This window comes from Halalkaliarchaeum desulfuricum, assembly GCF_002952775.1.
In the GTDB taxonomy this organism is placed as follows: domain Archaea; phylum Halobacteriota; class Halobacteria; order Halobacteriales; family Haloferacaceae; genus Halalkaliarchaeum; species Halalkaliarchaeum desulfuricum.
Window position 1 is genome coordinate 1,518,568 of the sequence record NZ_CP025066.1, and the last position, 22,687, is coordinate 1,541,254.

General features: G+C 67.8%; 18 protein-coding genes. 9 read left to right on the forward strand and 9 right to left on the reverse strand.

The genetic code is table 11. The features are described from left to right. Positions 1–65: 65 nt before the first annotated feature. The 3 genes from AArcSl_RS07480 (at position 66) to hemH (ending at position 4,909) form a co-directional block, all read left to right on the forward strand. Positions 66–1,286 carry a DHH family phosphoesterase gene (locus AArcSl_RS07480; RefSeq protein WP_119817157.1) on the forward strand — a complete coding sequence of 407 codons (1,221 nt, stop codon included), beginning with the start codon at positions 66–68 and terminating at the stop codon, positions 1,284–1,286. 40 nt (positions 1,287–1,326) lie between these two features. Next, positions 1,327–3,780: an MFS transporter gene (locus AArcSl_RS07485; RefSeq protein ID WP_119817160.1), complete on the forward strand. Its 2,454-nt coding sequence runs from the start codon at positions 1,327–1,329 to the stop codon at positions 3,778–3,780. A gap of 70 nt (positions 3,781–3,850) precedes the next feature. Then, positions 3,851–4,909, forward strand: coding sequence for a ferrochelatase (hemH, locus tag AArcSl_RS07490; RefSeq protein ID WP_119817163.1), 1,059 nt, complete (start codon positions 3,851–3,853; stop codon positions 4,907–4,909). Positions 4,910–4,946: 37 nt separating this feature from the next. Here hemH and hemE read toward each other — a convergent pair whose 3' ends face one another. Further along, positions 4,947–5,954 (reverse strand): uroporphyrinogen decarboxylase, encoded by a 1,008-nt coding sequence (gene hemE, locus AArcSl_RS07495; RefSeq protein ID WP_119817165.1) that lies wholly within the window; start codon positions 5,952–5,954, stop codon positions 4,947–4,949. Between the two features lie 123 nt (positions 5,955–6,077). On the opposite strand from hemE, the gene AArcSl_RS07500 reads away from it, so the two are divergent. From AArcSl_RS07500 to mobB, 4 genes are all read left to right on the forward strand, one after another. Then, positions 6,078–6,461 carry a hypothetical protein gene (locus tag AArcSl_RS07500; RefSeq protein WP_119817168.1) on the forward strand — a complete coding sequence of 128 codons (384 nt, stop codon included), beginning with the start codon at positions 6,078–6,080 and terminating at the stop codon, positions 6,459–6,461. A 75-nt stretch (positions 6,462–6,536) separates the two neighbouring features. Further along, entirely contained in the window at positions 6,537–7,955 is a 1,419-nt protein-coding gene (locus AArcSl_RS07505) for a phosphopentomutase/phosphoglucosamine mutase (protein WP_119817171.1), read from the forward strand. Between the two features lie 43 nt (positions 7,956–7,998). After that, positions 7,999–8,718 (forward strand): molybdenum cofactor guanylyltransferase, encoded by a 720-nt coding sequence (gene mobA, locus AArcSl_RS07510; protein WP_161945921.1) that lies wholly within the window; start codon positions 7,999–8,001, stop codon positions 8,716–8,718. Beyond that, positions 8,715–9,212, forward strand: coding sequence for a molybdopterin-guanine dinucleotide biosynthesis protein B (mobB, locus tag AArcSl_RS07515; RefSeq protein WP_217563512.1), 498 nt, complete (start codon positions 8,715–8,717; stop codon positions 9,210–9,212). Before mobA ends, mobB begins: the two co-directional genes overlap by 4 nt. On the opposite strand, the gene glmS is transcribed toward mobB, so the two are convergent. Both glmS and AArcSl_RS07525 read right to left on the reverse strand, forming a co-directional pair. After that, on the reverse strand, positions 9,199–11,067 hold the full coding sequence (glmS, locus tag AArcSl_RS07520) for a glutamine--fructose-6-phosphate transaminase (isomerizing) (RefSeq protein WP_119817177.1): 1,869 nt from the start codon (positions 11,065–11,067) through the stop codon (positions 9,199–9,201). The two genes, mobB and glmS, sit on opposite strands and share 14 nt — an antisense overlap. Next, positions 11,067–12,266 carry a sugar phosphate nucleotidyltransferase gene (locus tag AArcSl_RS07525; RefSeq protein ID WP_119817180.1) on the reverse strand — a complete coding sequence of 400 codons (1,200 nt, stop codon included), beginning with the start codon at positions 12,264–12,266 and terminating at the stop codon, positions 11,067–11,069. Before AArcSl_RS07525 ends, glmS begins: the two co-directional genes overlap by 1 nt. Positions 12,267–12,468: 202 nt before the next feature. On the opposite strand from AArcSl_RS07525, the gene fdhF reads away from it, so the two are divergent. Further along, positions 12,469–14,520 (forward strand): formate dehydrogenase subunit alpha, encoded by a 2,052-nt coding sequence (gene fdhF, locus AArcSl_RS07530; RefSeq protein WP_119817183.1) that lies wholly within the window; start codon positions 12,469–12,471, stop codon positions 14,518–14,520. Between the two features lie 347 nt (positions 14,521–14,867). On the opposite strand, the gene AArcSl_RS07535 is transcribed toward fdhF, so the two are convergent. Next, the gene (locus tag AArcSl_RS07535) at positions 14,868–15,308 is read right to left on the reverse strand and encodes a universal stress protein (RefSeq protein ID WP_119817186.1); all 441 of its coding nucleotides are present in this window, start codon (positions 15,306–15,308) and stop codon (positions 14,868–14,870) included. An 87-nt stretch (positions 15,309–15,395) separates the two neighbouring features. Then, a complete protein-coding gene (locus AArcSl_RS07540; protein WP_119817189.1) occupies positions 15,396–17,330 on the reverse strand; it encodes a S9 family peptidase in 1,935 nt (644 codons plus the stop codon). Positions 17,331–17,469: 139 nt separating this feature from the next. On the opposite strand from AArcSl_RS07540, the gene AArcSl_RS07545 reads away from it, so the two are divergent. Next, entirely contained in the window at positions 17,470–18,165 is a 696-nt protein-coding gene (locus tag AArcSl_RS07545; RefSeq protein ID WP_119817192.1) for a non-canonical purine NTP pyrophosphatase, read from the forward strand. Between the two features lie 25 nt (positions 18,166–18,190). Here AArcSl_RS07545 and AArcSl_RS07550 read toward each other — a convergent pair whose 3' ends face one another. From AArcSl_RS07550 to AArcSl_RS07565, 4 genes are all read right to left on the reverse strand, one after another. Beyond that, entirely contained in the window at positions 18,191–18,853 is a 663-nt protein-coding gene (locus tag AArcSl_RS07550; protein ID WP_119817195.1) for a DUF7384 family protein, read from the reverse strand. A 201-nt stretch (positions 18,854–19,054) separates the two neighbouring features. Then, complete coding sequence (locus AArcSl_RS07555; RefSeq protein ID WP_119817198.1) at positions 19,055–19,708, reverse strand: potassium channel family protein; 654 nt, start codon at positions 19,706–19,708, stop codon at positions 19,055–19,057. Between the two features lie 106 nt (positions 19,709–19,814). Further along, positions 19,815–20,564: a creatininase family protein gene (locus AArcSl_RS07560; protein WP_119817202.1), complete on the reverse strand. Its 750-nt coding sequence runs from the start codon at positions 20,562–20,564 to the stop codon at positions 19,815–19,817. A 161-nt stretch (positions 20,565–20,725) separates the two neighbouring features. Then, positions 20,726–22,681 carry an ABC transporter ATP-binding protein gene (locus AArcSl_RS07565; protein WP_119817207.1) on the reverse strand — a complete coding sequence of 652 codons (1,956 nt, stop codon included), beginning with the start codon at positions 22,679–22,681 and terminating at the stop codon, positions 20,726–20,728. Positions 22,682–22,687: the final 6 nt, after the last annotated feature.

Sequence of the window (22,687 nt, forward strand, 5' to 3'; positions counted from 1 at the left end):
TTTGTCCTCTATAAAAGGTGATAGTAGCGGGAACGTTGATGGTGGTCCGTCGTTACGGGCCACGTATGGGGTATCGCTGGACGGGCCTGACGACGATTCAGGACGTCACACAACTCGAGGGGATCGTCGACGGAAACCAGCTCCGGGCGCTCGAGGAGACGCTTCGTTCGCAGCCGGAGCTTTTCGCCCTCGTGGGTGGTGGGATCCTGGTCGTCGCAGTGCTCTTGCTGCTGTATCGCCGGCGGAAGCCGGCCGGAAAACAGTTTCAGGAGGCGCTGGGCGGCTGTGAGGAGATCACCGTGTTGACCCATCCAAATCCCGATCCGGACGCGATGGCGTCGGCGATGGGCGTTGGGCTGCTCGCGAAGCAGGTCGACACCGAGCCGACGATCCAGTACACCGGACAGATCCGACACCAGGAGAACCGCGCGTTCCAGACAGTACTCGACGTGGATCTCGAACGGGTCGAGCACGTGACCGACCTCGCGACCGAGGACGTGGTGCTGGTCGATCACAACGAACCCCGGGGGTTCCAGGGTGCAGACGGCGTGTTGCCGCTTGCAGTCGTCGATCACCATCCCGGCGAGGGGGTCGGCGCCGAGTTCACGGACGTTCGAACCGACTACGGGGCGTGTGCGAGCATGGTCGCGGAGTACTTCCAGGACGTGAACGCGACGCCGGTGCCGCCGGATCAGCACGCGAGCGAGGCGGGATCGCGGCGCACCGTCTCGACGGAGACGTCGACCGGGCTGCTGTACGGGATCCTCGCGGACACGAGCCACCTGACAGTCGGCGCGTCGACCGCCGACTTCGAGGCCGCCGGGTATCTGCGTCCCGGGATCGACGAGGACCTGCTCGATCGAATCGCCAACCCCGCCGTCGACGCCGAGGTGCTCGACGTCAAGGCGCGCGCGATCGCCGGGCGACAGGTGAACGGCTCGTTTGCGGTGGCGGACGTCGGCGCGATCACCAACGCCGACGCGATCCCGCAGGCGGCCGACGAACTCATCCTGCTCGAGGGGATCACCGCAGTCGTCGTGTGGGGCGAACGCGACGGGACGCTCCATCTGTCGGGCCGATCTCGGGACGATCGGGTCCACATGGGAAAGACACTCCAAATGGTGCTCGAGGAGATTCCGAACGCCAGCGCCGGCGGTCACGCCAGGATGGGCGGCGGACAGATCCCCCCGCAGACGACCGCCGACGGCACCGAGGACGCCTCCGTCGACCAGTATCGCGACGGGCTGGTCGACCGGATGTTCTCGGCGATGGCTGGCGACGTCTGACAACGGGAGATTTTTGCACGCCGGGATTCCACACTCGCCAATGACAGGCGCCGGCGAGGCGACCCGGACGCTCCTCGATGAACGGCCGGAGCTCGAGGACGCGGTTCGATCGGTCGTGGAAACCGAGGAGGCAACCGACGGGCCGTGGACGTTCCACGACGTAGACGTCGACTCCGGTGCGTTCGGCGAGTTGGTCTCCCGCGGCGTCGTCGAGAAAGTCGACGGCGACTACCGCGTCCCGGACGTCGAGTCTGTTCGTGCTGCGCTCGCGGGGGAGGCCGCCGAGACGACTGCCGACGAACGGCCGTCCCCGTCCGGATGGCTGCCGGACGACGCACCCGACTTCAGGGAATTCGCCGACCGCACGTGGGCCCAGCCCCGGGCGATCCTGGGACTCGTCGGGGCGCTGTTCGTGGTCGCGGCGATGCGACTCACCCAGTACGGGTCGGTGTTCCGCGACGGCCGAGTGGTCTCCCCCGGGAACGACCCGTACTTCTACCGGTACTGGATCGAACAGATGCTCGAACTGTCGGCCGACCCGACAGACCTCGGACTCCTCGCGGAGATGCCCGGCGGGGCGACGGGCCGCCGTCCGCTCTCTCATGCAGTGAACTGGTGGTTCACCGCCCTGCTCGGGGGCGATCAGGCTGCCGTCGACGCGGTGGCCGCCTGGCTCCCGATCGCCGCCATGGTCGGACTCGGGATCGTGGTGTATGCGATCGCGGTCGTCGTGACCCGGGACGTCCGGGTCGGGCTGGCGTCGGTGTTGCTGTTCGCGATCGCCCCCGTTCACGCCGTCTACACGGGCGTGGGATTTCTCGAACACCGCCTCCACCAGTACTTCTGGCTGGGGGTCACACTCCTCGGGCTCGTGTGGCTCGCAGTCGATCTCGCCCGTCGGGTGGAGCTCGACGGGCCCGACGACAGCGTCCGGGGTCACCTCCGATCCCCGACGTCGTGGCTCGTCGGCCTCGCACTCGGTATCGCCCTCGGGATCTCGATCCACCTGTGGGGAGGGTCGCCGCTCGTGTTCGTCCCGCTCGCCGGCTACGTCGGACTCCGTGCCGTCCTCGACGCGCGGGCAGGGCTGTCGCCGACGCTCGCGAACCTGCCGGTCCTGCTCGCGCTTGGAGTCGGAAGTCTCCTGTCGGTAGGGCTCCACGAGAGCTGGGGATGGCACTCCAGCTTCGTCGCGTACACGCCGGTGCTCGTGCTGGGCGGCGCGATCGTCGTGCTCGGGGTCGGCGAGGTGTGGCGGCGCAGACAGCTCCACGCCGGCCTGTTCGTCGGGCTGCAGGCAACCGTGGCCGCCGTGGGCCTGTTCGCGTTCCGAAGCCTCCGTCCCGAAGACTGGGTCGAGGCGCAGGGACGAATGGCGGACCTCTTCCTCCGCGAGGGGTACACCGAATCCGTCTCGCTTTTCACTCCCGATTACGCCGTGCTCTTCGGGCCGCTCGTGCAGATCGGCGTCGGTTTCTACCTCGCGGTGGGCGTGCTCGGGTGGGCGATCTGGCTCACCTGGCGGCGGTACGAGCCCGGATGGCTGCTGCTTTCGGTGTACACCGGCTACTTCATCGCGCTCGCGGCGATCCAGCTCCGGTTTGCTGCACAGTTGGTCGTTCCGCTGTCGGTGCTCGGCGGCGTCGGCTTCGTGTACGCGCTTTCAGCCGTCGATCTGGCCCGGGTGCCGCGCCCGTTCCGCGGCGGCGCCGCCGGCTCACCGCGGGGCGACGGGTCGAATTCCTGGCGCGACGAGGACTCCGGTTCGGACCGGGCCTTCGAACTGCCGGACCCGAGAATGGCCGCGTACTTGCTGGCCGTCGGGTTGCTCCTGTGCAGTTTCAGCCTGCTGTACGTCCCGAGCCTGACCGCCCAGACGACCTACACCGACGGCCAGTACGCGGCAGTCCAGGAGATCACGACCCACGCCGAGGCGGCCGACCGGGAGTACCCAGACGACTTCGTGTTGAGTCGGTGGGGCGACAACCGGATGTACAACTACTTCGTCAACGGCGAATCGCGGGGCTACGGCTACGCGATGTCGAACTTCGACGAGTTCCGCTTCGGCGACGATCCCGACGGCTGGTACGGGGAGTTCGACGGCCGGGTCGGATACGTCGTCGTCACCGACATCGACGCCGACCTCCCCGAGGACGCAACCCAGATCCAGTTGCTCGAAGAGTACGGGACCGGGGGGCCGGACGGCGACGCGCTCGCCCACTACCGGGCGATCCTGCTCGAGGAGGACGTCGCCGCGTTCGCGGTCGTCCCCGGCGCGACGATCGAACTCGAGGGCGAACCCGGTGCGACGATCGACATCGAGACGACCGCGACCGTCTCCGGCGAGACGATCGCGTACGAACGGACGGCGACCGCCGACGAGAACGGCATCGCCCGGGTGACGGTCGCGTATCCCGGCGAGTACGACGTCGACGGCGGGACGGTGACGGTGTCGGAAGCCGACGTCGAGGACGGCGCGACTGTCGCCGAGTGAACTCCCTCGAAGCACCGGCACCGAAGACCCCTCGAAGCACCTTTACACGTCGTTCCCGTATAACGGCTGCATGAAAACCGGTGTGGCCCTTTTGAACTTCGGGGAACCGTCGCGTCCGGATCGAGACGTTGTGATCGAGTATCTCACCCGGATCTTCTACAACAACGCCTCACTCGAACAGGCGGACACCGAGGAGGAGGCGTGGGAACGGTCCCGGGAGCTCGCAGGGCGCCGGGCGCCGAGCCTGCTCGAGGAGTACGAGGAGATCGGCGGCTCCCCGCTGAACGAACAGGCCGCCGCCCAGCGCGAGGCGCTGTCGGCGGAGCTTTCGGAACGCGGCCACGACGTCGAACTGTTTCACGGGATGCAGTTCATGGAGCCACTGATCCCGGACGTCGCCGAACAGTTGGCCGAGGCCGGGATCGAGGCGGTCGTCGGGATGCCGATCTACCCGCTGTGTGGCCACTCCACGAACGTCGCCGCCCTGAACGACCTCGAGGACGCGATCGCCGACATCGACGGCTACGATCCCGAGTTCGCCGGGATCACGGGCTGGCACCGCGCGCCGACCTACAACCGAATCCGGGCGGAGACGATTACTGCGTTCCTCGAGGAAAACGACCTCGATCCAAGCGCGCCAGACACCGCGTTCGTCTTCTCGGCGCACGGAACGCCCGTCCACTACCTCGAGGCGGGGAACCGCTACGACACCTACGTCGAGGAACACGCCGAGACGCTCGCACGGATGGTCGACGTCGACGACTACGAACTCGGCTTCCAGAACCACTCGAACCGCGACATCCCGTGGACCGAACCCGAGATCGAGGACGTGATCGAGGGGCTCGAGGGCGAGGCCGAACGCGTCGTCCTGGAGCCGATGAGCTTCATCCACGAGCAGTCGGAGACGCTCGTCGAACTCGACATCGACCTCCGGGAGGACGCCGAGGCGGTCGGCCTGGACCTCCACCGGGTGCCGGTCCCTCACGACGATCCCCGCCTGGCGGAGCTGTTCGCCGACCTGCTGGAGCCGTTCCTCTCCGGCTTCGAACCCTCCTACTACCAGTACCGACAGTGCCAGTGTCGCGACGCGCCAGGGACGTACTGTCTGAACGCACCGCGGCCCGAGTGAGCGTCGGTTCGGAAAGCGTCCCGTCTGCTCTGCTTCCTTACCGCTCGATCGACTTCGCCGCCTCGAAGAACGCCTCGACTCCCTCGACTGGCGTGTGCCGGTCGAGTCCGTGGCCGAGATTGAGGATGTGGCCCGCCTCGCCGGCCGCCTCGATCACCTCGCGGGTTCGGTCCCGGATCGTCGACGGCTCGGCAAACAGCGTCGCCGGATCCAGGTTCCCCTGGACCGGCTGGTCGCCCAGCTGCGCTCTCGCGTCGGCCATCTCGACCGTCCAGTCGAGCCCGACGACGTCGGCCCCGCTGTCGGCGAGCAGGTCCAGGTTCCCGCTCGCGTTGCGCACGAAGACGATCGTCGGCACGTCGACCGCCTCGAGCACCTCCCGATGCAACGGCAGCAGGAACTCCCGGTAGTCGGCCGGGGTCAACAGCCCGGCGTAGGTGTCGAACAGCTGGATCGCGTCGGCGCCACGATTCTCCTGGTAGGTGACGTAGTCGACGAGCACGTCGGTGAACGCCCGGAGGAGCCGGCGGAACGCCTCAGGATCCTCCGCCCGCAGGCGGCGAACCGCCGTGAACGACCGCGACGGGGTCCCCTCGCAGACGTACGCCGAGAGGGTAAACGGGCCGCCGGCGAAACCCAACACGGCAGCCTCCTCGCCGAGTTCGTCGGTCAACCGTTCGAGGAGCTCACCGACGTACCACAGTTCCTCCTCGACGTCACCCTGCTCCCGCCGCGTGTCTTCGGCGGTCTCGACCGGGTTCTCGACCACCGGCCCCACGCCAGATTCGAGGTGGTAGTCGAACCCCAGCGGTTCGAGCACGGTGAGGATGTCCGAGTACATGACGACACCGTCTGGCCGGAACCGGCGCCACGGCTGGAGGGTGATCTCGGCCGCGACATCGGGCGTCGAAATCGCCTCCAGAAACGTGTACTCATCGCGGAGTTCACGATACTCCGGGAGATACCGCCCCGCCTGGCGCATCATCCAGACTGGAGGCCGTTCGGTCCGCTCTCCGCGGGCGGCGCGGAGGAATAGCTCCTTCATAGCCGACGTTCGACCAGCGCCGGCGTAACTGTTGTGGAACTGGCGGGTCGGTCCGCCGGCTGCACGAGGCGATCGAGTATTGGCAGAGATATTCTTTTGCGGGCGTCGGGCGTAGGTTTGATCATGTTCCGAAAACTTCTCGGCGTGCTCGGATTGCTGTGGATGCTCGCACCCGATCGGCTCGCGCACGCGACAGAACGGTGGGCCACGGAGACGCCCGGCGTCCCCGAACTGCGGTCGTGGGTCGTTCCGGCCATCCGGCTCGAGGGGGCGATGTACGTGCTTCTCGCCTGGCGCGGCGGCACCCCCTACGCCGCGCTGAAGAAGGTCTTTGGCGGCGTCGGGCTGTTCGCGTTGGCGTATCCCGAACAGTTCGTCGGATACGGGACGCGGCTGGCGTACCGGAATCCGGAGGAGTGCGAGTGGAAGCCGGGGGTGTACACGCTGGCGCGGTTCGTGGGACTCGTGTCTCTGCTGGTTGCGATCGACGAACTCCGGCGAGAGTAGTCGCGGGCGGGATCGTTCCACAGAGCGCCCCGACGGAGCGAACTGTTTTTACGACGCGGCGCGAGGGAACGTGACGTGTTTGGAACGAGTGGTATTCGAGGAGCTGTCGGGTCGGAGGTGACGGCCGCGCTCGCTGTCTCGCTCGGGCGTGCCGTGGGGAGCGAGCGCCGGCCGGACGACGATCCGATCGAAACGGCGGTTATCGGCCGGGATCCCCGGGAGAGCGGCCGGGCGCTGTCGGACGCCCTGTCGGCCGGGCTCCGCGAGACCGGGACCGACGTGATCCGGATCGGGGAGGCGTCGACCCCGACGATCGCCCGGGGCGTCGCCGTCCACGACGCCGACGTCGGTGTCGCCGTGACCGCCTCCCACAACCCACCCTCGGACAACGGGTTCAAGCTGTGGAACCCGGACGGCGGGGCGTATCGGCCGGAACAGCGCCGGCGGATCGAACGCCGGATGACCGAAGCGTCGTTCGACCTGTTCGGCGCGAACGAATTCGGCGTGGAAACCGACTCGAGGGTGGCTATCGAAAGACACCGGCAAGCGCTCGTCGAACACGGGCGAGAGAACGCGTCCAGGGAGGCGCTCGCGGAGCTTTCGGTCGTGCTCGATCTCGGCAACGGCGCCGGGCGGGTGACCGCCGACGCGCTCGCGGAGTTGGACGTCGACGTCGAGACGCTCAACGCCCAGCCCGACGGGCGGTTCCCCGGGCGGCCGAGCGAGCCGACCGCCGAAACCTGCGACACGCTCGCGGCGACAGTAGAGGCGACCGACGCCGACCTCGGACTCGCCCACGACGGCGACGCCGATCGACTGCTGGCCGTGGACGAAACGGGGCGGTTCGTTCCGGGCGACGAACTGCTCGCGCTGTTTGCCACACGCGCTGTAGGGCCCGGCGAACGCGTGGCCGTCCCCGTCGACACGAGTCAGCTGGTCGCGGACGCGCTCGCGGACGTCGGCGCCGACGTGGAGTACACCGAGGTGGGCGACGTCCACGTCGCGGAGGCGACCCACCAGGAAGGCGTCGTGTTCGGCGGCGAACCCAGCGGGGCGTGGATCCATCCCGACCGGACCCGGTGTCCCGACGGCCCGCTGGCTGCGGTGTCGCTTTCGGCGATCGTCGCCCACGAGGTGGCCGCCGGGGGCGCCGGGCTCGGCTCCCTCCTGTCGTCGTTCGACCCGTATCCGATCGTCCGCGACCAGGTGGAAACGGACCGGAAACGCGAGCTAATGGACGTCGCGACCGACCTTGCCCACGAGCGGTTCGGCCCGGAGTCCGGTTCGGAGACGGAGCTCACCGCGATCGACGGGATCCGGGTCGACGCCGGGGACGGCTGGTTCCTGGTGCGCGCCAGCGGCACCCAGCCGCTCGTCCGGATCACCGCCGAGGCGACGACTGCGGAACGGCGCGACGAGTTGGCCCGGCTCGCCCGGGAACTGCTCTCGGATGCGCTCGGCCAGCTCGACGATCCGTCGACTCCCGAGCCGTGAGAACGCCCTTGGAACATATATCCGCCCGGCGTCTACGCCAAGTATGGAGCGGAGCTGTGGCGGGGAGCCGCCCGGAGACGTCGTCGTCGAATCGATCCTCCTTGCCGGCGGGTTCTCGCGCCGATTCGGCGATCGGGAAAAGCTCACCGCGGCTGTCGCGGGCGAACCCATGGTCCGGCGGGTCGCGCGGACGGTCGAACCGCTCTCGCGCCGGCTCGTCGTGAGCTGCCGCCGAGCACAGCGCGAAGAGCTGGCGGCCGCCCTCGGGGCAACCGACGGAGCGAAGCGCGACGTCCCGGTTTCGTTCGCGTTCGACGACCGACCCGACGGAGGGCCCCTCGCGGGGCTCGCGTCGTCCGTGGACGAGATCGGGGACGACGCCGACGCGACGTTCGTACTCGGCGGCGACTTCCCGCTCGTTCGGACGGCGACGGTCGAAACGCTGCTGACGGCGCTGGGAGGCGAGTTCGGCGATAGGGAACCTGTCGATGCCGCCGTACCGTCCGTCGACGGTCGGCTCCAGCCGCTGTGTGCGGCCTGCCGAACTGACGCGCTCCGGGCCGCCGTGACGGCGGTCGAAACTCCCCACAACCGGGCGATGCTTTCGGTGTTCGACCCGCTCTCCGTGCGGACGATCCCCGCCGACCAGCTTCCCGGCGGGGACTCGTCGTTCCGGAACGTCAACACCCCCGCTGATCTGCAGGAGATCACCGGGCGGATCGAGTCGGAAACCCCGGACACGCCAGCGGGGGCAAAACAGTGAGCTCCGACGACCCGAAACGGGGGACGTTGACCGTCCTGCAGGTCGTCGGCCCGAGCGACACCGGGAAGACCACGCTCCTCGAGCGACTCGTCGAACAGTTCGGCGAGCGAACGGACGGTCGGATTGCGACGGTAAAAGCGATCCACCACGACGTCGAACCGGACACGCCCGGGGAGGACACTCACCGGCACCGCACCGCCGGCGCCGACACGGCGATCGGTATCACGCCGTCGCTTTCGTTCAGGATTACCCCCGGCGGCAAGGGGGACGACGACGTGGCCGCACTCGAATCGGTTCTCGCGGACCTCGAACGCGACGGCTACGACGTCGCCCTCGTCGAAGGGTTCACTGCGGCTGGGCTGCCGGCTGTAGTGCTGGGGACTGCAGGTTTGCACGAAGCGGAACGCGAGCGGGACGGCCGGGTGATCGCCGCAGGGGAGACCGCAGACGACGTGGATCTCGAGGCGGTCCTCGCGTATCTCACTCCACGGTGACGCTTTTCGCCAGGTTTCGGGGCTTGTCGATCGACCGCCCCAGCTCGTTTGCGACGTGGTAGGCGACGAGCTGGAGCTGGGCGTTCGCCAGCAACGGCATCGTCACCGAATGTGCCTTCGGGATCTCGAGCACCTCGTCGGCGTACCGCTCCACGTCCGACCGGCCGTCCGTGACGGCGATCACCGGCGCGTCGCGCGCCTCCACCTCCTTTACGTTGCCGACGGTCTTGCGGGCGATCTCGTCGTCGCCGGTGACCACGGCGATCACGGGCGTGTCCGCAGTAACGAGCGCGAGGGTCCCGTGTTTCAACTCGCCGGCGGGGAACCCTTCGGCGTGTTCGTAGGTGATCTCCTTGAACTTGAGCGCCCCCTCCAGCGCGACCGGATAGTTGTACCCCCGCCCGATGAAGAAGTAGCCCGACGAGTCCAGATACGTCCGAGCGACCTCCGCGGCGTTCGACTCGTCGAGGACCTGCTGTACCTGTCCGGGGAGTTCCCGGAGCGCGGCGAGTCGCCCCCTGACCCCGTCGCTTCGGGGCCGGACGCCCGATCGGGGGCCGTTCGCGACACCTTCGACCAGGAGGTTCAACGCGACGAGCTGTGAGGAGAACGTTTTGGTCGCGGCGACGCCGATCTCCGGGCCCGCCCGGATGTACAGCGCGTGATCGCACTCCCGGGCCGCCGTCGACCCGACGACGTTCGTCACCGCGAGGGTTTCGACCCCCCGGTTCCGGGCCTCCCGGAGCGCCGAGAGAGTGTCGGCGGTCTCCCCGCTCTGTGTGACCCCGATCACCAGCCGGTCGCCCGTCGGCGGTACCTCTGTCGCGTACTCGCTGGCGACGAACGCCTGGGCCGGGATTCCCCGATCGCGGAACCGGCGAGCGCCGTACAGCGCGGCGTGATAGGAAGTGCCACAGGCGACGAACTGCACCGCCTCCGGCGGGTCCTCGATGAGGTCGTCCAGTTCCTCGAGTTCGACGCGACCATCGAGTTCGTCGACGCGCCCGGAGAGACACTGCCGGAGCGCGTGCGGCTGCTCGTTGATCTCCTTGAGCATGTAGTGGTCGTAGCCGCTTTTCCCGGTGTCCTCGAGATCCCAATCGACCGTCTCTATGGGCTTGTCGAGGGGTTCGCCGTCGGGAGAGGTGACGGTCCAGCCGTCCGGAGTGAGTCGAACGAACTCGCCGTCATCGAGGTAGACCACTCGATCGGTGTGTTCGAGGAACGCAGGGACGTCGCTGCCGAGGTAGTAGCCGTCGTCGCCGATCCCGAGCACGAGCGGAGAGTCGTTCCTGGCGGCGTAGACGGCGTCGGTGTCGGCGACGACGGCGGCGATCGCGTAGCTCCCCGAGAGCTGTTCGACAGCGCGTCTGACCGCAGCTTCCGGCGGGGATCCGGCCTCCAGCTCCCGTTCGATCAGGTGGGGAACCACCTCGGTGTCGGTGTCGCTTTCGAACCGATGACCCTCCGCAATGAGCTCGTCTTTCAACCGATCGTAGTTCTCGATGATCCCGTTGTGCACCACCGCGACGCTCCCGTCCTCGTCGGTGTGTGGATGGGCGTTCGCGTCGGTCGGTGGACCGTGCGTGCTCCAGCGGGTGTGGCCGATCCCGGTCGTACCCGCGGGGGTCCGCTCTTCGAGCGCCGCCTCCAGGGCCGACAGTTCGCCGGCGCGCTTGACGACGTCGACGTCGGCGCTTGCGGCGCCGTCCGCGTCGCGTCCGGCGGCCTCGTCCCCGCCGTTCGCGAGGGCGACCCCGGCGGAGTCGTAGCCGCGGTACTCGAGCTGGTTGAGCCCGCCGACGAGCACATCGAGGGCGTCCCGGCGACCGACGTACCCGATGATGCCACACATCAGCGGGTCACCTCCGCCCCGGCGGAGACGTTCCGGACGAGTCGAACGCCGACCTCGATCGAGGCGTTCGGCCCGACGAGCACTCCCGGCGAGAAGACGACGCCAGCCTCGGCGTCGACCCGGTCGGCGAGCACCGCGCCGAGTCGTTCCCCACAGTGGATCCGGTCGTTCACCCGGACGTCGGCCTCGCCGCCGGGAACCACCGATCCCGAACCGAGCCGGACGTCCTGTCCGAAGACGGCGTCGACGACCGTCGCGTTCGCGCCGATCCGCGAGTCGTCGCCGACCACCGAGTCGCGAACCACCGCGTTCGCGTCGACGGTGGCGTTCGTTCCCAGCGCGGCGATCGGGCCGACGACCGCGCCCGCCCCGATCTCACAGTCCGCAGAGACCGCCACGGGGGGCTGGAGCGTCGCGTCGGGATGGACCGTCGCGCTGTCGGCAATCCAGACGTCCGGCTCCCGTTCGGGGAGTTCGACCCATCCCATGTCGAACACCTGCCGGGCAGCAGTGAGCAGATCCCACGGATACGTCGCGTCCGTCCAGAAGCCTTCGGTCACAACGCCCCGAACGCGGTGGTCCTCGTCGGCGACGAGTCGGGAGACTGCTGCGGGAAGCGGGAGGCTCCCGTCCTCCCGCGGTGTCGCCTCGAGTTCTTCGAGGAAGGCGGGATCGAAGCCGTAGACGCCGGCGTTGAGCAGCCGGTGATCGCCGCTTTTCGGACGCTCGACCAGTTCGACGATTTCCTCGCCGTCGAGACGGACGGAGCCGTACCGCGACGCCTCCCGACTCTCGACGACGCTCAGCGTCGCAATCGCGTCACCTTCGAGGTGGGCGGCGGCGACGTCTGCGACGATCGACGGGTCTGCGATCTGGTCGCCGTTGACCGCGAGGAACGGCTCGTCGATCGCCCCTCGAACCTGCAGGAGGGCGTGACCGCTGCCGAGTTGTTTGTCCTGTCGGTGATACTTCAGGGGCACGCCGCGGTACGTGGGGCCGAAGTGGTCCTGGACTCTGGTGCCCCGATACCCGACGACGACGTGCAACTGCTCGATTCCGGAGTCGATGAGGCTGTCGAAGACGTACTCGAGGATCGGTCGGTTGCCGGCCGGAAGCATCGGCTTCGGTCGGTTTCGCGTCAGCGGCCGCAGGCGTTCGCCCTCGCCCCCCGCGAGCACGACCGCAGTTCGGAGGTTCATATCGGGGAGATTGCCTCCAGTGCCAAAATACCATAGGAACAGGAGATGAACGGGGGGGTGAACGGGGGTAAACGGGAGGTAAACGGGAGGTGAACGGGGGGTGAACGGGAGGTGAACGGGATACGGTGACGAGGCACGCCCGTGACGTTCGATCGGTATACATTTGGGGGAGACTAATCAACCGTCGCACACTGTCATCACCATGAGCACCGACCGAAACTTCAGGGCGCAAAAGAGCGTCTGTCCGTTCTGTGGCGTCGGCTGTGGCGTCGAGTACAGCGAGAAAAGCGGCAAGGGCACCGGCTGGGAGGGCCCCGTGAACACGAAAGGCGAGATGTGCCCGAAGGGCGCGGCGGCGTTCGACTTCGTCGACCACGAAGACCGGCTCACGCGGCCGATGGTCCGCGAGGACGGCGAACTGGTGCCCGCGAGCTGGGAGGAGGCGTTCGAGCGCATCGAAGAGGACCTCGGCAGCATCGTCGAGGAGCACGGCGCCGACGCGCTCGGCTTTTTCGCCTCCTCGAACGCGACCAACGAGGAGAACTACGTCTATCAGAAGCTCGCGCGCATGCTGGGGACGAACAACGTCGACAACTGCGCGCGGCTGTGTCACGCCTCCACCGTGGCGGCGATGAGCGAGCGGTTCGGCGCCGGTGCGATGACGAACACGCTCGATGACCTCACGGAGGCGGACGTCTACCTCGTCGCCGGGGCCAACCCCGCCGAACAGCATCCGGTCGCGTTCCGGTCGTACTTCCTGCCGGCGATCCGCGACGGCGGCGAGATGATCCACGTCGACCCACGCGAGAACTCGACGACCGACGCGGCGGGGATCCACCTGCCGGTGAAGCCGGGCTACGACATCCCGCTTTTCAACGCGATGGCGGCCGCGATCCTCGAGGAGGGGCTCGAAGACGAGGCGTTCCTCGAGGAGCGCGTCTCCAACGTCGATGAGTTCAAAGCGCACATCGAGCGGATCGACGTCGAGGAGAACGCGAAACTGGCCGGCGTCGACCCCGACGAACTGCGCGAGGCGGCCCGGACGTACGCCGAGGCCGACCGCGCGGCGATCTTCACCGGCATGGGGATGAGCCAGCACCACTGCGGGACGGACAACGTCCACTCGCTTTTGAACCTCTCGCTTTTGACGGGCAACGTCGGCCGGCGCGGCACCGGCGTCAACCCGCTTCGCGGCCAGAACAACGTCCAGGGCGCCGGCGACGTGGGGGCCCTGCCGAACATCCTGCCGGGCTACGAGCCCGTCGAGGACGAGGCGGCCCGCGAGCGCGTCGCCGAGGTCTGGGGCGTCGAGCCCCCGGCGACGCCGGGACTCACCGAGGTCGAACTCACCCACGAGTTCGGTGACTCCGTCAAGGGAGCGTTCGTCTTCGCCGAGAACCCCGCCGTCACCGAACCGCACTCCGGGCGAGTCGAGGAGGAACTGCAGTCGCTCGACTGCCTGGTCGTGCTGGACCTCTTCGAGACGGAAACGGCAAAGCACGCCGACGTCCTGCTTCCGGGGAGTTCGTGGGCCGAGAAGTCCGGAACCGTCACTAACACCGACCGGCAGGCCATCCGGATGCGACCAAACGCCGACCTTCCCGGCGACGCACGGCTCGACCTCGAGATCATCTCCGAGATCGGCGCCCGGCTCACCGGGCGTCCGGAGGCGTTCGACTACGACGGTCCCGAGGAGGTGTTCGACGAAATAACTGACGTCAGTCCGATCTACGCCGGAATGAGCTACGACGGGATCGGCGAATCGAGCCAGCGATGGCCCTTCCCCGAGGGGGCAGACTCCGGGACGGAGGTGCTTCACCGCGAGGAGTTTGCCACCGGGGAGAAGACCGCTCCCCTGGTGCCGCTCGAACACGTCCCGCCGGCAGACGAACTCGAGGAAGACGAACTGGCGCTGACGACCGGTCGGGTGCTCCAGCACTTCAACAGCGGGGCGCTCAGCCGACGCTCGGAGACGCTGATGCGGATGCGCGGCGAGGACGTCCTCCAGATCCACCCCGACGACGCCGAACCCCGTGGGATCGAGGACGGCGACCTGGTCCGCGTCGAAAACGAGCGCGGCGAGGTCGAGGTCGAAGCCGCCGTGACGCCGGCGGTCCGCGAGGGCGCGGTGTTCCTCACGTTCCACTACGCGGACCCGCTGACGAACACGTTGACCGGCGACGCACTCGACCCCGTCGCGAAGATCCCCGAGTACAAACACTCCGGCGTGAGCGTCGAACCCGTCGACGGCTGAGTCCGACGCTCCGCGGCCGCATCACTTTTCGAGGAATTCGACTCCGTTTTTCGTCACCGACACGTCGACATCCAGAAAAACGGGATCCCATGTGCCGGAACAGCGGGAGCGTACTCGCGTGGGGGGTGGGGGGGGGAACGCGACGTACGTTCCGGATGGGGTGTCTGACGATCCGGCAGTCCGGTGATCCCAAACGAAGGGACGAGCCCCAGGTATTTATGAGTGATGACGGGCACCGCGTCTCCGAACGCCCGCAGGCGAGGAGTTTTGGCGACGCGGTCAGCCGCCGTCGGGGCACCGGACGGCGACGCGGTCAGCCGCCGTCGGGGCACCGGACGGCGACGCGGTCAGCCGCCGTCGGGACTCCGGACGACCAGCACCGGAATCTCGGCGCCGTCGACGACCCGTTCCGAGACGCTGCCCAGCGACGTGATCTTCTCTCTGGGCGTTTTTCCGTGGCTGCCGATGACGATCAGGTCGACGTCGGTCTCGGCCGCATAGTCGAGGATCCCCCGCCACGGTGTCGCCTTCCGGATCGCGGTCGTCGAATCGAGTCCGGCCTCGGTTGCGGCGTCCTCGACGGCCTCGACCGCCGCCGTCCCCTCCCGTTCGAGCGACGCCTCGACCTCCTCACGGGTCTCCCTGTCGGCTGCGGCCGTGATCCGGGAGTCCACGACGTACAGCGCGTGTACGGTGGCGTCGTTGTCGGTCGCAATCGGGAGCGCGTGATCGAGCGCCTCCGGGACCGTCTCGCTTCCGTCCGTCGGGATCAACACGTCGTCGTACATCGTCGACCCTTTCGTCCAGCGACCGGTTAACTGTTGGCCGTCGATCAATCGGCGAGGATCGACCTCGACGGCCTCACCGCCCCACGCTCAGTCGCCGACCTCGATTCTCGCCTCGTTGGCCTCGGTACCGACGCGTCGCTCGAGGAACTCATCGAGCAACTGGAACATGCGGAGCTTCTGTTCCTGATCGGAGGAGGCGTGCCCCTCCTCGCCGAGTTCCCGGTACTCGAAGTCGCCGTCGGGGCCCTCCTCGAAGCCGGACTCCTCGAGCGCCTCCTGGAAGATCCGGGCCTGGGAAACCGGTACCCGCCGATCGTTCACCCCGTGGACGATCAAAAGCGGCGCAGCCAGGTTCTCGACGTGGGTGACAGGCGATCGATCGCGGTACAGGTCGGGGTTCTCCGCGGGCGTCCCGAGGTACTTTTCCATCAGCTCCGTCCGGAAGTGAGGCATCGTGTTCTCGAACATGTCTTCGAGATCCGTCACCCCGATCCAGGCGATCCCGGCGTCGTACAGGTCGGGATACTGGACCAGTTGCCAGTACGCCGAGTAGCCGCCGTAGGAGCCGCCGAAGACGACCACGCGGTCGTCGTCGATCCAGTCGTGGGTTCCGATGACGTGCTCGGCGGCGGTCGCGACGTCGCCCTGCTCGGCGCCGCCCCAGTCGTCGTGCAGCGCCCGAACGAACGCCCGCCCCCGGCCGGTCGAACCGCGGTAGTTCACCTGCAGTACCGAAAAGCCACGCGAGACGAGCACCTGCGTGTACAGATCGAACCGCTTGCTGTCGCGGTGCCGGGGGCCGCCGTGCGGGTTGACGATCAGCGGCGACGGCCGCACGCCGGCGTCGTAAAACAGCGCGCCGATCTCCAGCGCCTCCGTGGGGTCGTGTTCGACCGCCGCCTGTCGGGTCTCGGGAACGCCGTCGGACTCGACTTCGAGATACTCGGCGTCGGCGAAGTCGTCGGCCTCGAAGGGCCCGTACTCCGCCTCGATCAGAGTCTCCGTCTCGTGTGTCGAGAGGTCATACGAGCGGAGCTCCGACCGCGTCGTCGGTGTGGTGTGGGTGAGGATCACCCGGTCGTCGTCCAGCACGGGACTCCCGCCCATGCCGAAGCTCGCGACACCCTCCGGGAGGTCGAACTCCCGGGACTCGCCGGTTTCGAGGTCGTAGACGATCGGAACGGTGACCGCCTCCCGCATCCTGGTACCGACCACCCGTCGACCGTCGGGCAGGAACGCCGCCGGCTGCTCCTCGTACTCGCCGTCGCCGAGCCACGTCACCTCGTCGGCGGACAGGTCGTACACCCCGATCCGTCCGAGGTCGGGCGTGTTGTCCGAGACGAGCAGGCGCTCGCCGTCGGGGGCCCAGTCGCTGGGGGTGGCTTCTGCGCCGACGTCGCCGATCTCCAGATTTCGAGGATTCGAGCCGTCGACGTCGGCGACGTACACGTCCCGGTTGTCGTAGTCGTCGGCCTCGTTCGTGGCGTAGGCGAACCGCTCGCAGTCGGGCGACAGCGCCAGCCCCCCGACGGCCCGGTCGTACTCGGTGAGCTTCGTCGTCTCCCCCGCCTCCAGGTCGTGACGGTAGGCGTTCATCTGTCCGTCGCGGCTGGCGGCCAGCAGGAGCGTGCGGCCGTCCTCGCCGACGTCGCCGATCGCGATCTGTCCGTCCATCTCGACGACCGGCTCGACCTCGCCGTCGCGGGGTATCGCGTACACGTCGTTCTGTTCGTTGCCGTCTTCGTCGAGATGGAAGAACACCCGGTCGCCGTCGGCACCCCACTCGAGGAACCACCTGGCGTTTCGCGGGACCTCCCCGTCGCTCCACTGCCGGAGTTCGCCCGACTCCACGTCGAGTACGTGGAGTTCGTTTCGGCCGGAGACGTCGTAGTAGACCGCCACCTCCCCGCCGTCGGATGCGGCGGTCGGGTGGGCAAGCGTCGGCAGGTTCGCGAGTTCCTCGAGGACGTCGACGTCGGTTTCGGCTCCGTCACCGCCGTCGGTGTCGTCAGGGCGTGACATGACTCCCCGTTGGGCGGGGGGCGGTTTGAGTGCTCGGCTCCCGGAAGTCCGGGACAGCCGCGACCGGCGGGTCGTTCCGGCATCGGTGCACCGCTTCGGCATCGATGCGTCTATCAGTCATCCCCCCGGAGGCGTCCCCATGCTCCGGTACGTGACGACCAACGAGGGGAAGATGCGGGAGGCGGCCGAGTATCTCGGGAGCGACGCTGTCGAACAGTTCGACTACGACTACCTGGAGATCCAGTCGAACGACCCCGGTGCGGTCGCGGCCCACGGCGCACGGGAGGCACACCGGGCCTGCGGCGAGCCCGTGATCACCGACGACGCCGGCCTGTTTGTCGACGCCCTGAACGGCTTTCCCGGCACTTACTCCTCGTTCGTGGAGGACACCCTCGGGATCGAGCGGGTCGCGAGCCTCGCGCTGGCCGAGGAAGACACCCGCGCGTCGTTCCGGTGCGTGCTGGCGTACTGTGACGGGGACTCCTTCGAGGCAGCACCGGACACGGTCGCCAGAGAGGACCGCGCCGTCGCCGCCGCGTCTGCCCCCGAGGGATCGTCCACGGGAACCGAACGCCCCGACAGCGCCGACAGCAGCGACAGCGATAACGCCGCCGAACGCGGGACGCTCCCAGTGAAGCTGTTCGAGGGGTACGTCCCGGGACGCATCGTCGAACCTCGGGGCGACGGCGGGTTCGGATACGACCCGATCTTCGAACACGGCGGGACGACGTTCGCCGAGATGGACGCCGACGAGAAGAACGCCCTCTCGCATCGCGGCCGTGCGCTCGCGAAGTTCACCGAGTGGTTCGAGACCGGACGCGACCGGATCGAGTGAGTCCCGTCCGCCCCCCGGCGTCCCGCTAGACTCGCGGCGGCCGGTCTGGGCCGGGATATTCGTCGCCGCCGACCTCGAGATACAGACTCTCCGCGTCGAACACCAGCGCGAACGCCCGAGGTTCCCGGACACTGAGCGGCACACGGCCCCGGAGTTCGGCGCCCGCCCGGGGGCTCGAAAGCACCCGATCGAAACTGAGCAGATGCATCGCGCCCCCCCGGTAGGCGGACGCCAATCCGGGATGATCGCCCGCCGGATGGGCCACAGGTTCCCGCCAGTCCTCGACGAGGTCGCGCCAGTCGGCCGCCAGATCGGGGGTCGAGAGTTCGGCGATGACCGCCTCCGCGTCGGACAACAGCAGGTCGCTGGCGAGGAGTTCGATCCAGGAGTGGCGCCACACGCTCTCGAGCGCCTCCCGTGACGTTTCACCGACCAGCAAGTCCGCCGCGAGCACGTCTGCGTCGGCAACGATCCGGGCGGGGCTCGGCTCCGGTGGGTCCTCGGTCGCGCCGTCGCCCCCTGCCTCCCCCTCGCGGTCCGTCTCCCCCTTGCGGTCCGTCTCCCCCTCGCGGTCCGTCTCCCCCTCCCGCTTCTCCGTCCGCCCCCTGTGACGTGCGAGGGCCTCACGGACGTCTTCCGCGTCGACTCCGGCGTCGCCAGCTCGACCGAAAAGCGTCGCCCAGTCCATATCGGCGATGGGGTCGGGACCCACATCCGTCTTCCGGCACGACACCGACGGCAGACAGACGTCTGACGGGCATTTATAAGACATCCGCTTGATCTTCCGCACGGGCGCGCAACGGCCTCAGTTCCCATCCTCCCACCCCGCGCGCCCGGCACACCCGACACCCCATCCGCGCGGCACTGCGCCGCGCCTTTTTGACCCCTTTCAGCCGAGCAGTTCCGACCTGACGGCGTCGGTCTGTGCTGCGTCGACGAGCAGCGCGAGCCGGTCGCCCGCCTCCACGATCGTCCCCGGAAGCGGGATCGACATCGGTTCCTCGTCGCGGCCGTGCGCGTAGATCCGCCCGCGGTCGCCCAGGTCGATTTCGTTTACGTGGTCGCCGACGATCGGCGCATCGTCGGTCACACGGACCGTGGTGAGCTGCAGTTCCTCGGTGAGGTCGGCGATCGCGTTGAAGTCGCCGCCCAGAAGCGCCGTCTTCGCGCCGGCGGCGCCGAGGCGTTCGGGGTAGACGACGTCGTCGACGGCCTCCGCGTAGCGGTCGTACACGTCGCTGCTGAAGTCCTCGGTGATCCGCATGACCGTCCGGCAGTCGTATTTCGTCCCGAGGATACACACCGCGTAGTTCACGTCGACGTTCCGGGTGAACCCGCCGATCGCGTCGGCGGTTTCGATGCCGGCCTCCTCGAGCACTCCCTCGTCGGAGCCGTCGCCGACGACGACGGTGAAGCCGCGGTTCCGCGCGCGTTTCGCGACGTCGTTGTCGGTTTCGACGACCACCACGTCGTGGCCCTCCTCCTCGATGACGCGTGCGGTTCGTGCTCCGACCCGGCCGTAGCCGACTACGATTACGTTCATGGTCGCTGTTAGGATAACGCCTACCAAAAAACCCACACCCGAAAACCCGTAGTAATCCGTCGTCCCCTGTCCGTCCCCGAACAGTCGGAGAGGACCGGGTCGGGTCTCAGCGCCGGTCGTCCATCGCCGCGAGCAGATCGACGAGCGCCGCCGCGGACAGAGCCAGGAGTTCGGCGCCGAGTTCCGCGTCGGCCTCACCCGGATCGCCGACGACGCCGTTGTCCGTAAATTCCGCCGAGTCGTGTGCGAGGTTGACGCCGGCGACCCACTCGCCCCACCGGTCGGACGCCCCCTCGCCGGCGTCTTCGATCCGGTCGTCTCGAACGAGTTCGGGATTGGTCGAAAGCAGCATCGCCGTCTCCAGCGGGCCGCCGTGTCCCATCCGGGCGGAGTGGTCGCCGACCGCATCGAACCAGGTGAACGCAAGCGTATAGACCGTCCCGTCCCGCGAGAGTCGGGCCGCCGTCTCGGAAAGCGCGTCGACGTTGCCGCCGTGGCCGTTCACGAACACGACGTGTTCGACCCCGTGGTGTGCCAGGCTCTCTGCGGTCTCCCGGACGTACGCCCGGAACGTGTCGGGCGACACCCACAGCGTCCCGTCGAAGGCGCGATGTTCCTCTGCGACCCCAACCGGGATCGGCGGGGCGACGAGGAGTTCTTCGTCCGTTCGATCCCCGTCTCCGCCGACGTCCGACTCGTAGCGATCTGCAGCCGCTTCGGCGACAGAAACCGCGTTGAGTGTGTCGGTTCCCAGCGGTGCGTGGGGACCGTGCTGTTCGGTGCTGCCAACGGGGACCAGCGCCGCCGTCGCGTCGGCGTCGCGAACCTCACTCCAGGTGGATTCGGAGAGTCGCATACCACCCAGTCGGCGGGGGAGGGATTTGTATCTTCGACGTTTCCAGCGGGAGAACGGAGCGAGGACTACCCGCCGAACTCGTCTTCGAGGGAGCCATCGACCGTGCGTCCCAGAAACTGGAAAAGAATTGCTCAGCCGTCGGTCCCTCAGCCGTCGGTCAATCAGTCGTCAGTTTCGGTTCGCGCGCGTCGTCTGGTCGCCCGCTCGATGAACTCCTGGGGGAGTTCGTCGATCTCGCCCGCCTGCACGCCCCACAGGTGGGCGTACAGCCCGTCGTTTTCCAGCAACTCCCCGTGGGTGCCGCGTTCGACGATCCGGCCGTCCTCGAGGACGACGATCGTGTCGGCGTCCTTGATCGTCGAGAGCCGGTGGGCGATGGCAAACGTCGTCCGGTCTTCGGTGAGCCGATCGAGCGAGCGCTGGATCAGCATCTCGGTTTCGGTGTCGACGTCGGAGGTCGCCTCGTCGAGGATCAGGAGGTCTGGATCCTTCAACACCGCGCGGGCGATGCTGACCCGCTGGCGCTGCCCGCCGGAGAGCTTCACCCCGCGCTCGCCGACCATCGTGTCGTAGCCGTCGGGCAGGTTCTGGATGAACTCGTGGGCCTCGGCAGCCTTGGCGGCCTCGATTACCTCCCGATCGGTCGCCTCGAAGGTGCCGTAGGTGATGTTCTCCCGCACGGTGCCGTAAAACAGGAACGTGGTCTGACCGACGTAGCCGACCGACCGCCGGAGACTCGGCAGGGTCACCTCCCGAACGTCCTGGTCGTCGATCCGGATCGCCCCCTCGTCGACGTCGTACATCCGCAACAGCAGTTTCAAGACCGTCGACTTCCCGGCACCGGTCGGGCCGACCAGCGCGAGCGTCTCCCCGCCCTCGACGGTGAAGTCGACGTCCTCGACGATCGTCTCCTCCTCGTCGTAGCCGAACGTGACGTCGTCGTACTCCACCCGTCCGTCGGTGACGGCCAGTTCGGTCGCGTTCGGATCCTCCGCCAGGCGGGACGGTTCGTCCATCAGCCCGAAGATCCGCGCCGCCGACGCCCGGGCGCGCTGGTACATGTTAATTATCTGCCCGAACTGGGCCATCGGCCAGATGAACCGCTGGGTGTAGAGGATAAACACCACGAACATCCCCACCGAGAGTTCGCCGGTGAACGGCCCCGGCGGCCCCTGGAACACCCACAGTCCGCCGACGACGAACGTCACCGCGAAGCCGATCCCGGCGAGCAGCCGCAGCCCCGGGAAGAACTTGATCCGCGTCTCGATTGCGTCCCAGTTGGCGTCGAAGTAGTCGAACGAGACGTCGTCGACCCGGTCGGACTCGTAGTCCTCCGTATTCGACGACTTGATCACCTGAATCCCGCCGAGGTTGTTCTCCAGCCGGGAGTTCATGTTCCCGACGGTCGACCGGACCTCCGCGTACTTCGGCTGGATGATCTTGATAAACAGGTAGGTGAAGCCGGCGATCAACGGGACGGGCAAAAGCGCCACGAGCGCGAGTTGCCAGTTGATCCAGAACAGCAACACGCCGATCGCGACCACCATCACCAGCATTCGAAACAGGGAGTTCATCCCGTCGTTGAGGAACCGCTCCAGCCGGTTGACGTCGTTCGAGAGGATCGACATCATCTCGCCGGTCTGCTTGTCGGCGAAGAAGTCCATGTTCAGCCGCTGCATCTCGTCGTAGGTGTCCGTCCGGATGTCGTGCTGGATGTTCTGCGCGTAGGAGTTGAACCCCCAGTTTCGCGTCCAGTGGAACGCCGCCCCGACGAGAAACGCGCCGGCGATGAGGGCGACGGTGAACCAGAACTGTCCAGTCTGTGTCGTCGGCAGCCACGCCTCCGGCAACAACACGAGCGGGACCTGCTCTTCGAACGCCGCCGCCTCCCCGGCCTCGTGTTCGGCCGGGGTGACGAAGATGACGTCGACCGCGATCCCGAGCATCAACGGTGGCAGCAGATCGAGCACCCGGGCGACGACACTGGCGAGGATTCCGACCACAGCCTGGAACGTGTAGTCCCGGCCGTACTCGGAGAACAGCCGCTTCATCGGGTTCTCGATCTTGTCCCGTTGTTCCTCGAACGGGTCGTCTTTCTCCCAGTCGATGCCGCTCATTGCACT

Bases quoted from the DNA above. Each gene is read 5' to 3' on its own strand.
- AArcSl_RS07540 (WP_119817189.1), bottom strand. From the start codon at position 17,330: ATGTCACGCCCTGACGACACCGACGGCGGTGACGGAGCCGAAACCGAC.
- AArcSl_RS07565 (WP_119817207.1), bottom strand. From the start codon at position 22,681: ATGAGCGGCATCGACTGGGAGAAAGACGACCCGTTCGAGGAACAACGG.
- AArcSl_RS07545 (WP_119817192.1), top strand. From the start codon at position 17,470: ATGCTCCGGTACGTGACGACCAACGAGGGGAAGATGCGGGAGGCGGCC.
- mobA (WP_161945921.1), top strand. From the start codon at position 7,999: ATGGAGCGGAGCTGTGGCGGGGAGCCGCCCGGAGACGTCGTCGTCGAA.
- AArcSl_RS07560 (WP_119817202.1), bottom strand. From the start codon at position 20,564: ATGCGACTCTCCGAATCCACCTGGAGTGAGGTTCGCGACGCCGACGCG.
- glmS (WP_119817177.1), bottom strand. From the start codon at position 11,067: ATGTGTGGCATCATCGGGTACGTCGGTCGCCGGGACGCCCTCGATGTG.
- hemH (WP_119817163.1), top strand. From the start codon at position 3,851: ATGAAAACCGGTGTGGCCCTTTTGAACTTCGGGGAACCGTCGCGTCCG.
- AArcSl_RS07485 (WP_119817160.1), top strand. From the start codon at position 1,327: ATGACAGGCGCCGGCGAGGCGACCCGGACGCTCCTCGATGAACGGCCG.
- hemE (WP_119817165.1), bottom strand. From the start codon at position 5,954: ATGAAGGAGCTATTCCTCCGCGCCGCCCGCGGAGAGCGGACCGAACGG.
- fdhF (WP_119817183.1), top strand. From the start codon at position 12,469: ATGAGCACCGACCGAAACTTCAGGGCGCAAAAGAGCGTCTGTCCGTTC.
- AArcSl_RS07535 (WP_119817186.1), bottom strand. From the start codon at position 15,308: ATGTACGACGACGTGTTGATCCCGACGGACGGAAGCGAGACGGTCCCG.
- AArcSl_RS07480 (WP_119817157.1), top strand. From the start codon at position 66: ATGGGGTATCGCTGGACGGGCCTGACGACGATTCAGGACGTCACACAA.
- AArcSl_RS07500 (WP_119817168.1), top strand. From the start codon at position 6,078: ATGTTCCGAAAACTTCTCGGCGTGCTCGGATTGCTGTGGATGCTCGCA.
- AArcSl_RS07550 (WP_119817195.1), bottom strand. From the start codon at position 18,853: ATGGACTGGGCGACGCTTTTCGGTCGAGCTGGCGACGCCGGAGTCGAC.
- AArcSl_RS07555 (WP_119817198.1), bottom strand. From the start codon at position 19,708: ATGAACGTAATCGTAGTCGGCTACGGCCGGGTCGGAGCACGAACCGCA.
- AArcSl_RS07525 (WP_119817180.1), bottom strand. From the start codon at position 12,266: ATGAACCTCCGAACTGCGGTCGTGCTCGCGGGGGGCGAGGGCGAACGC.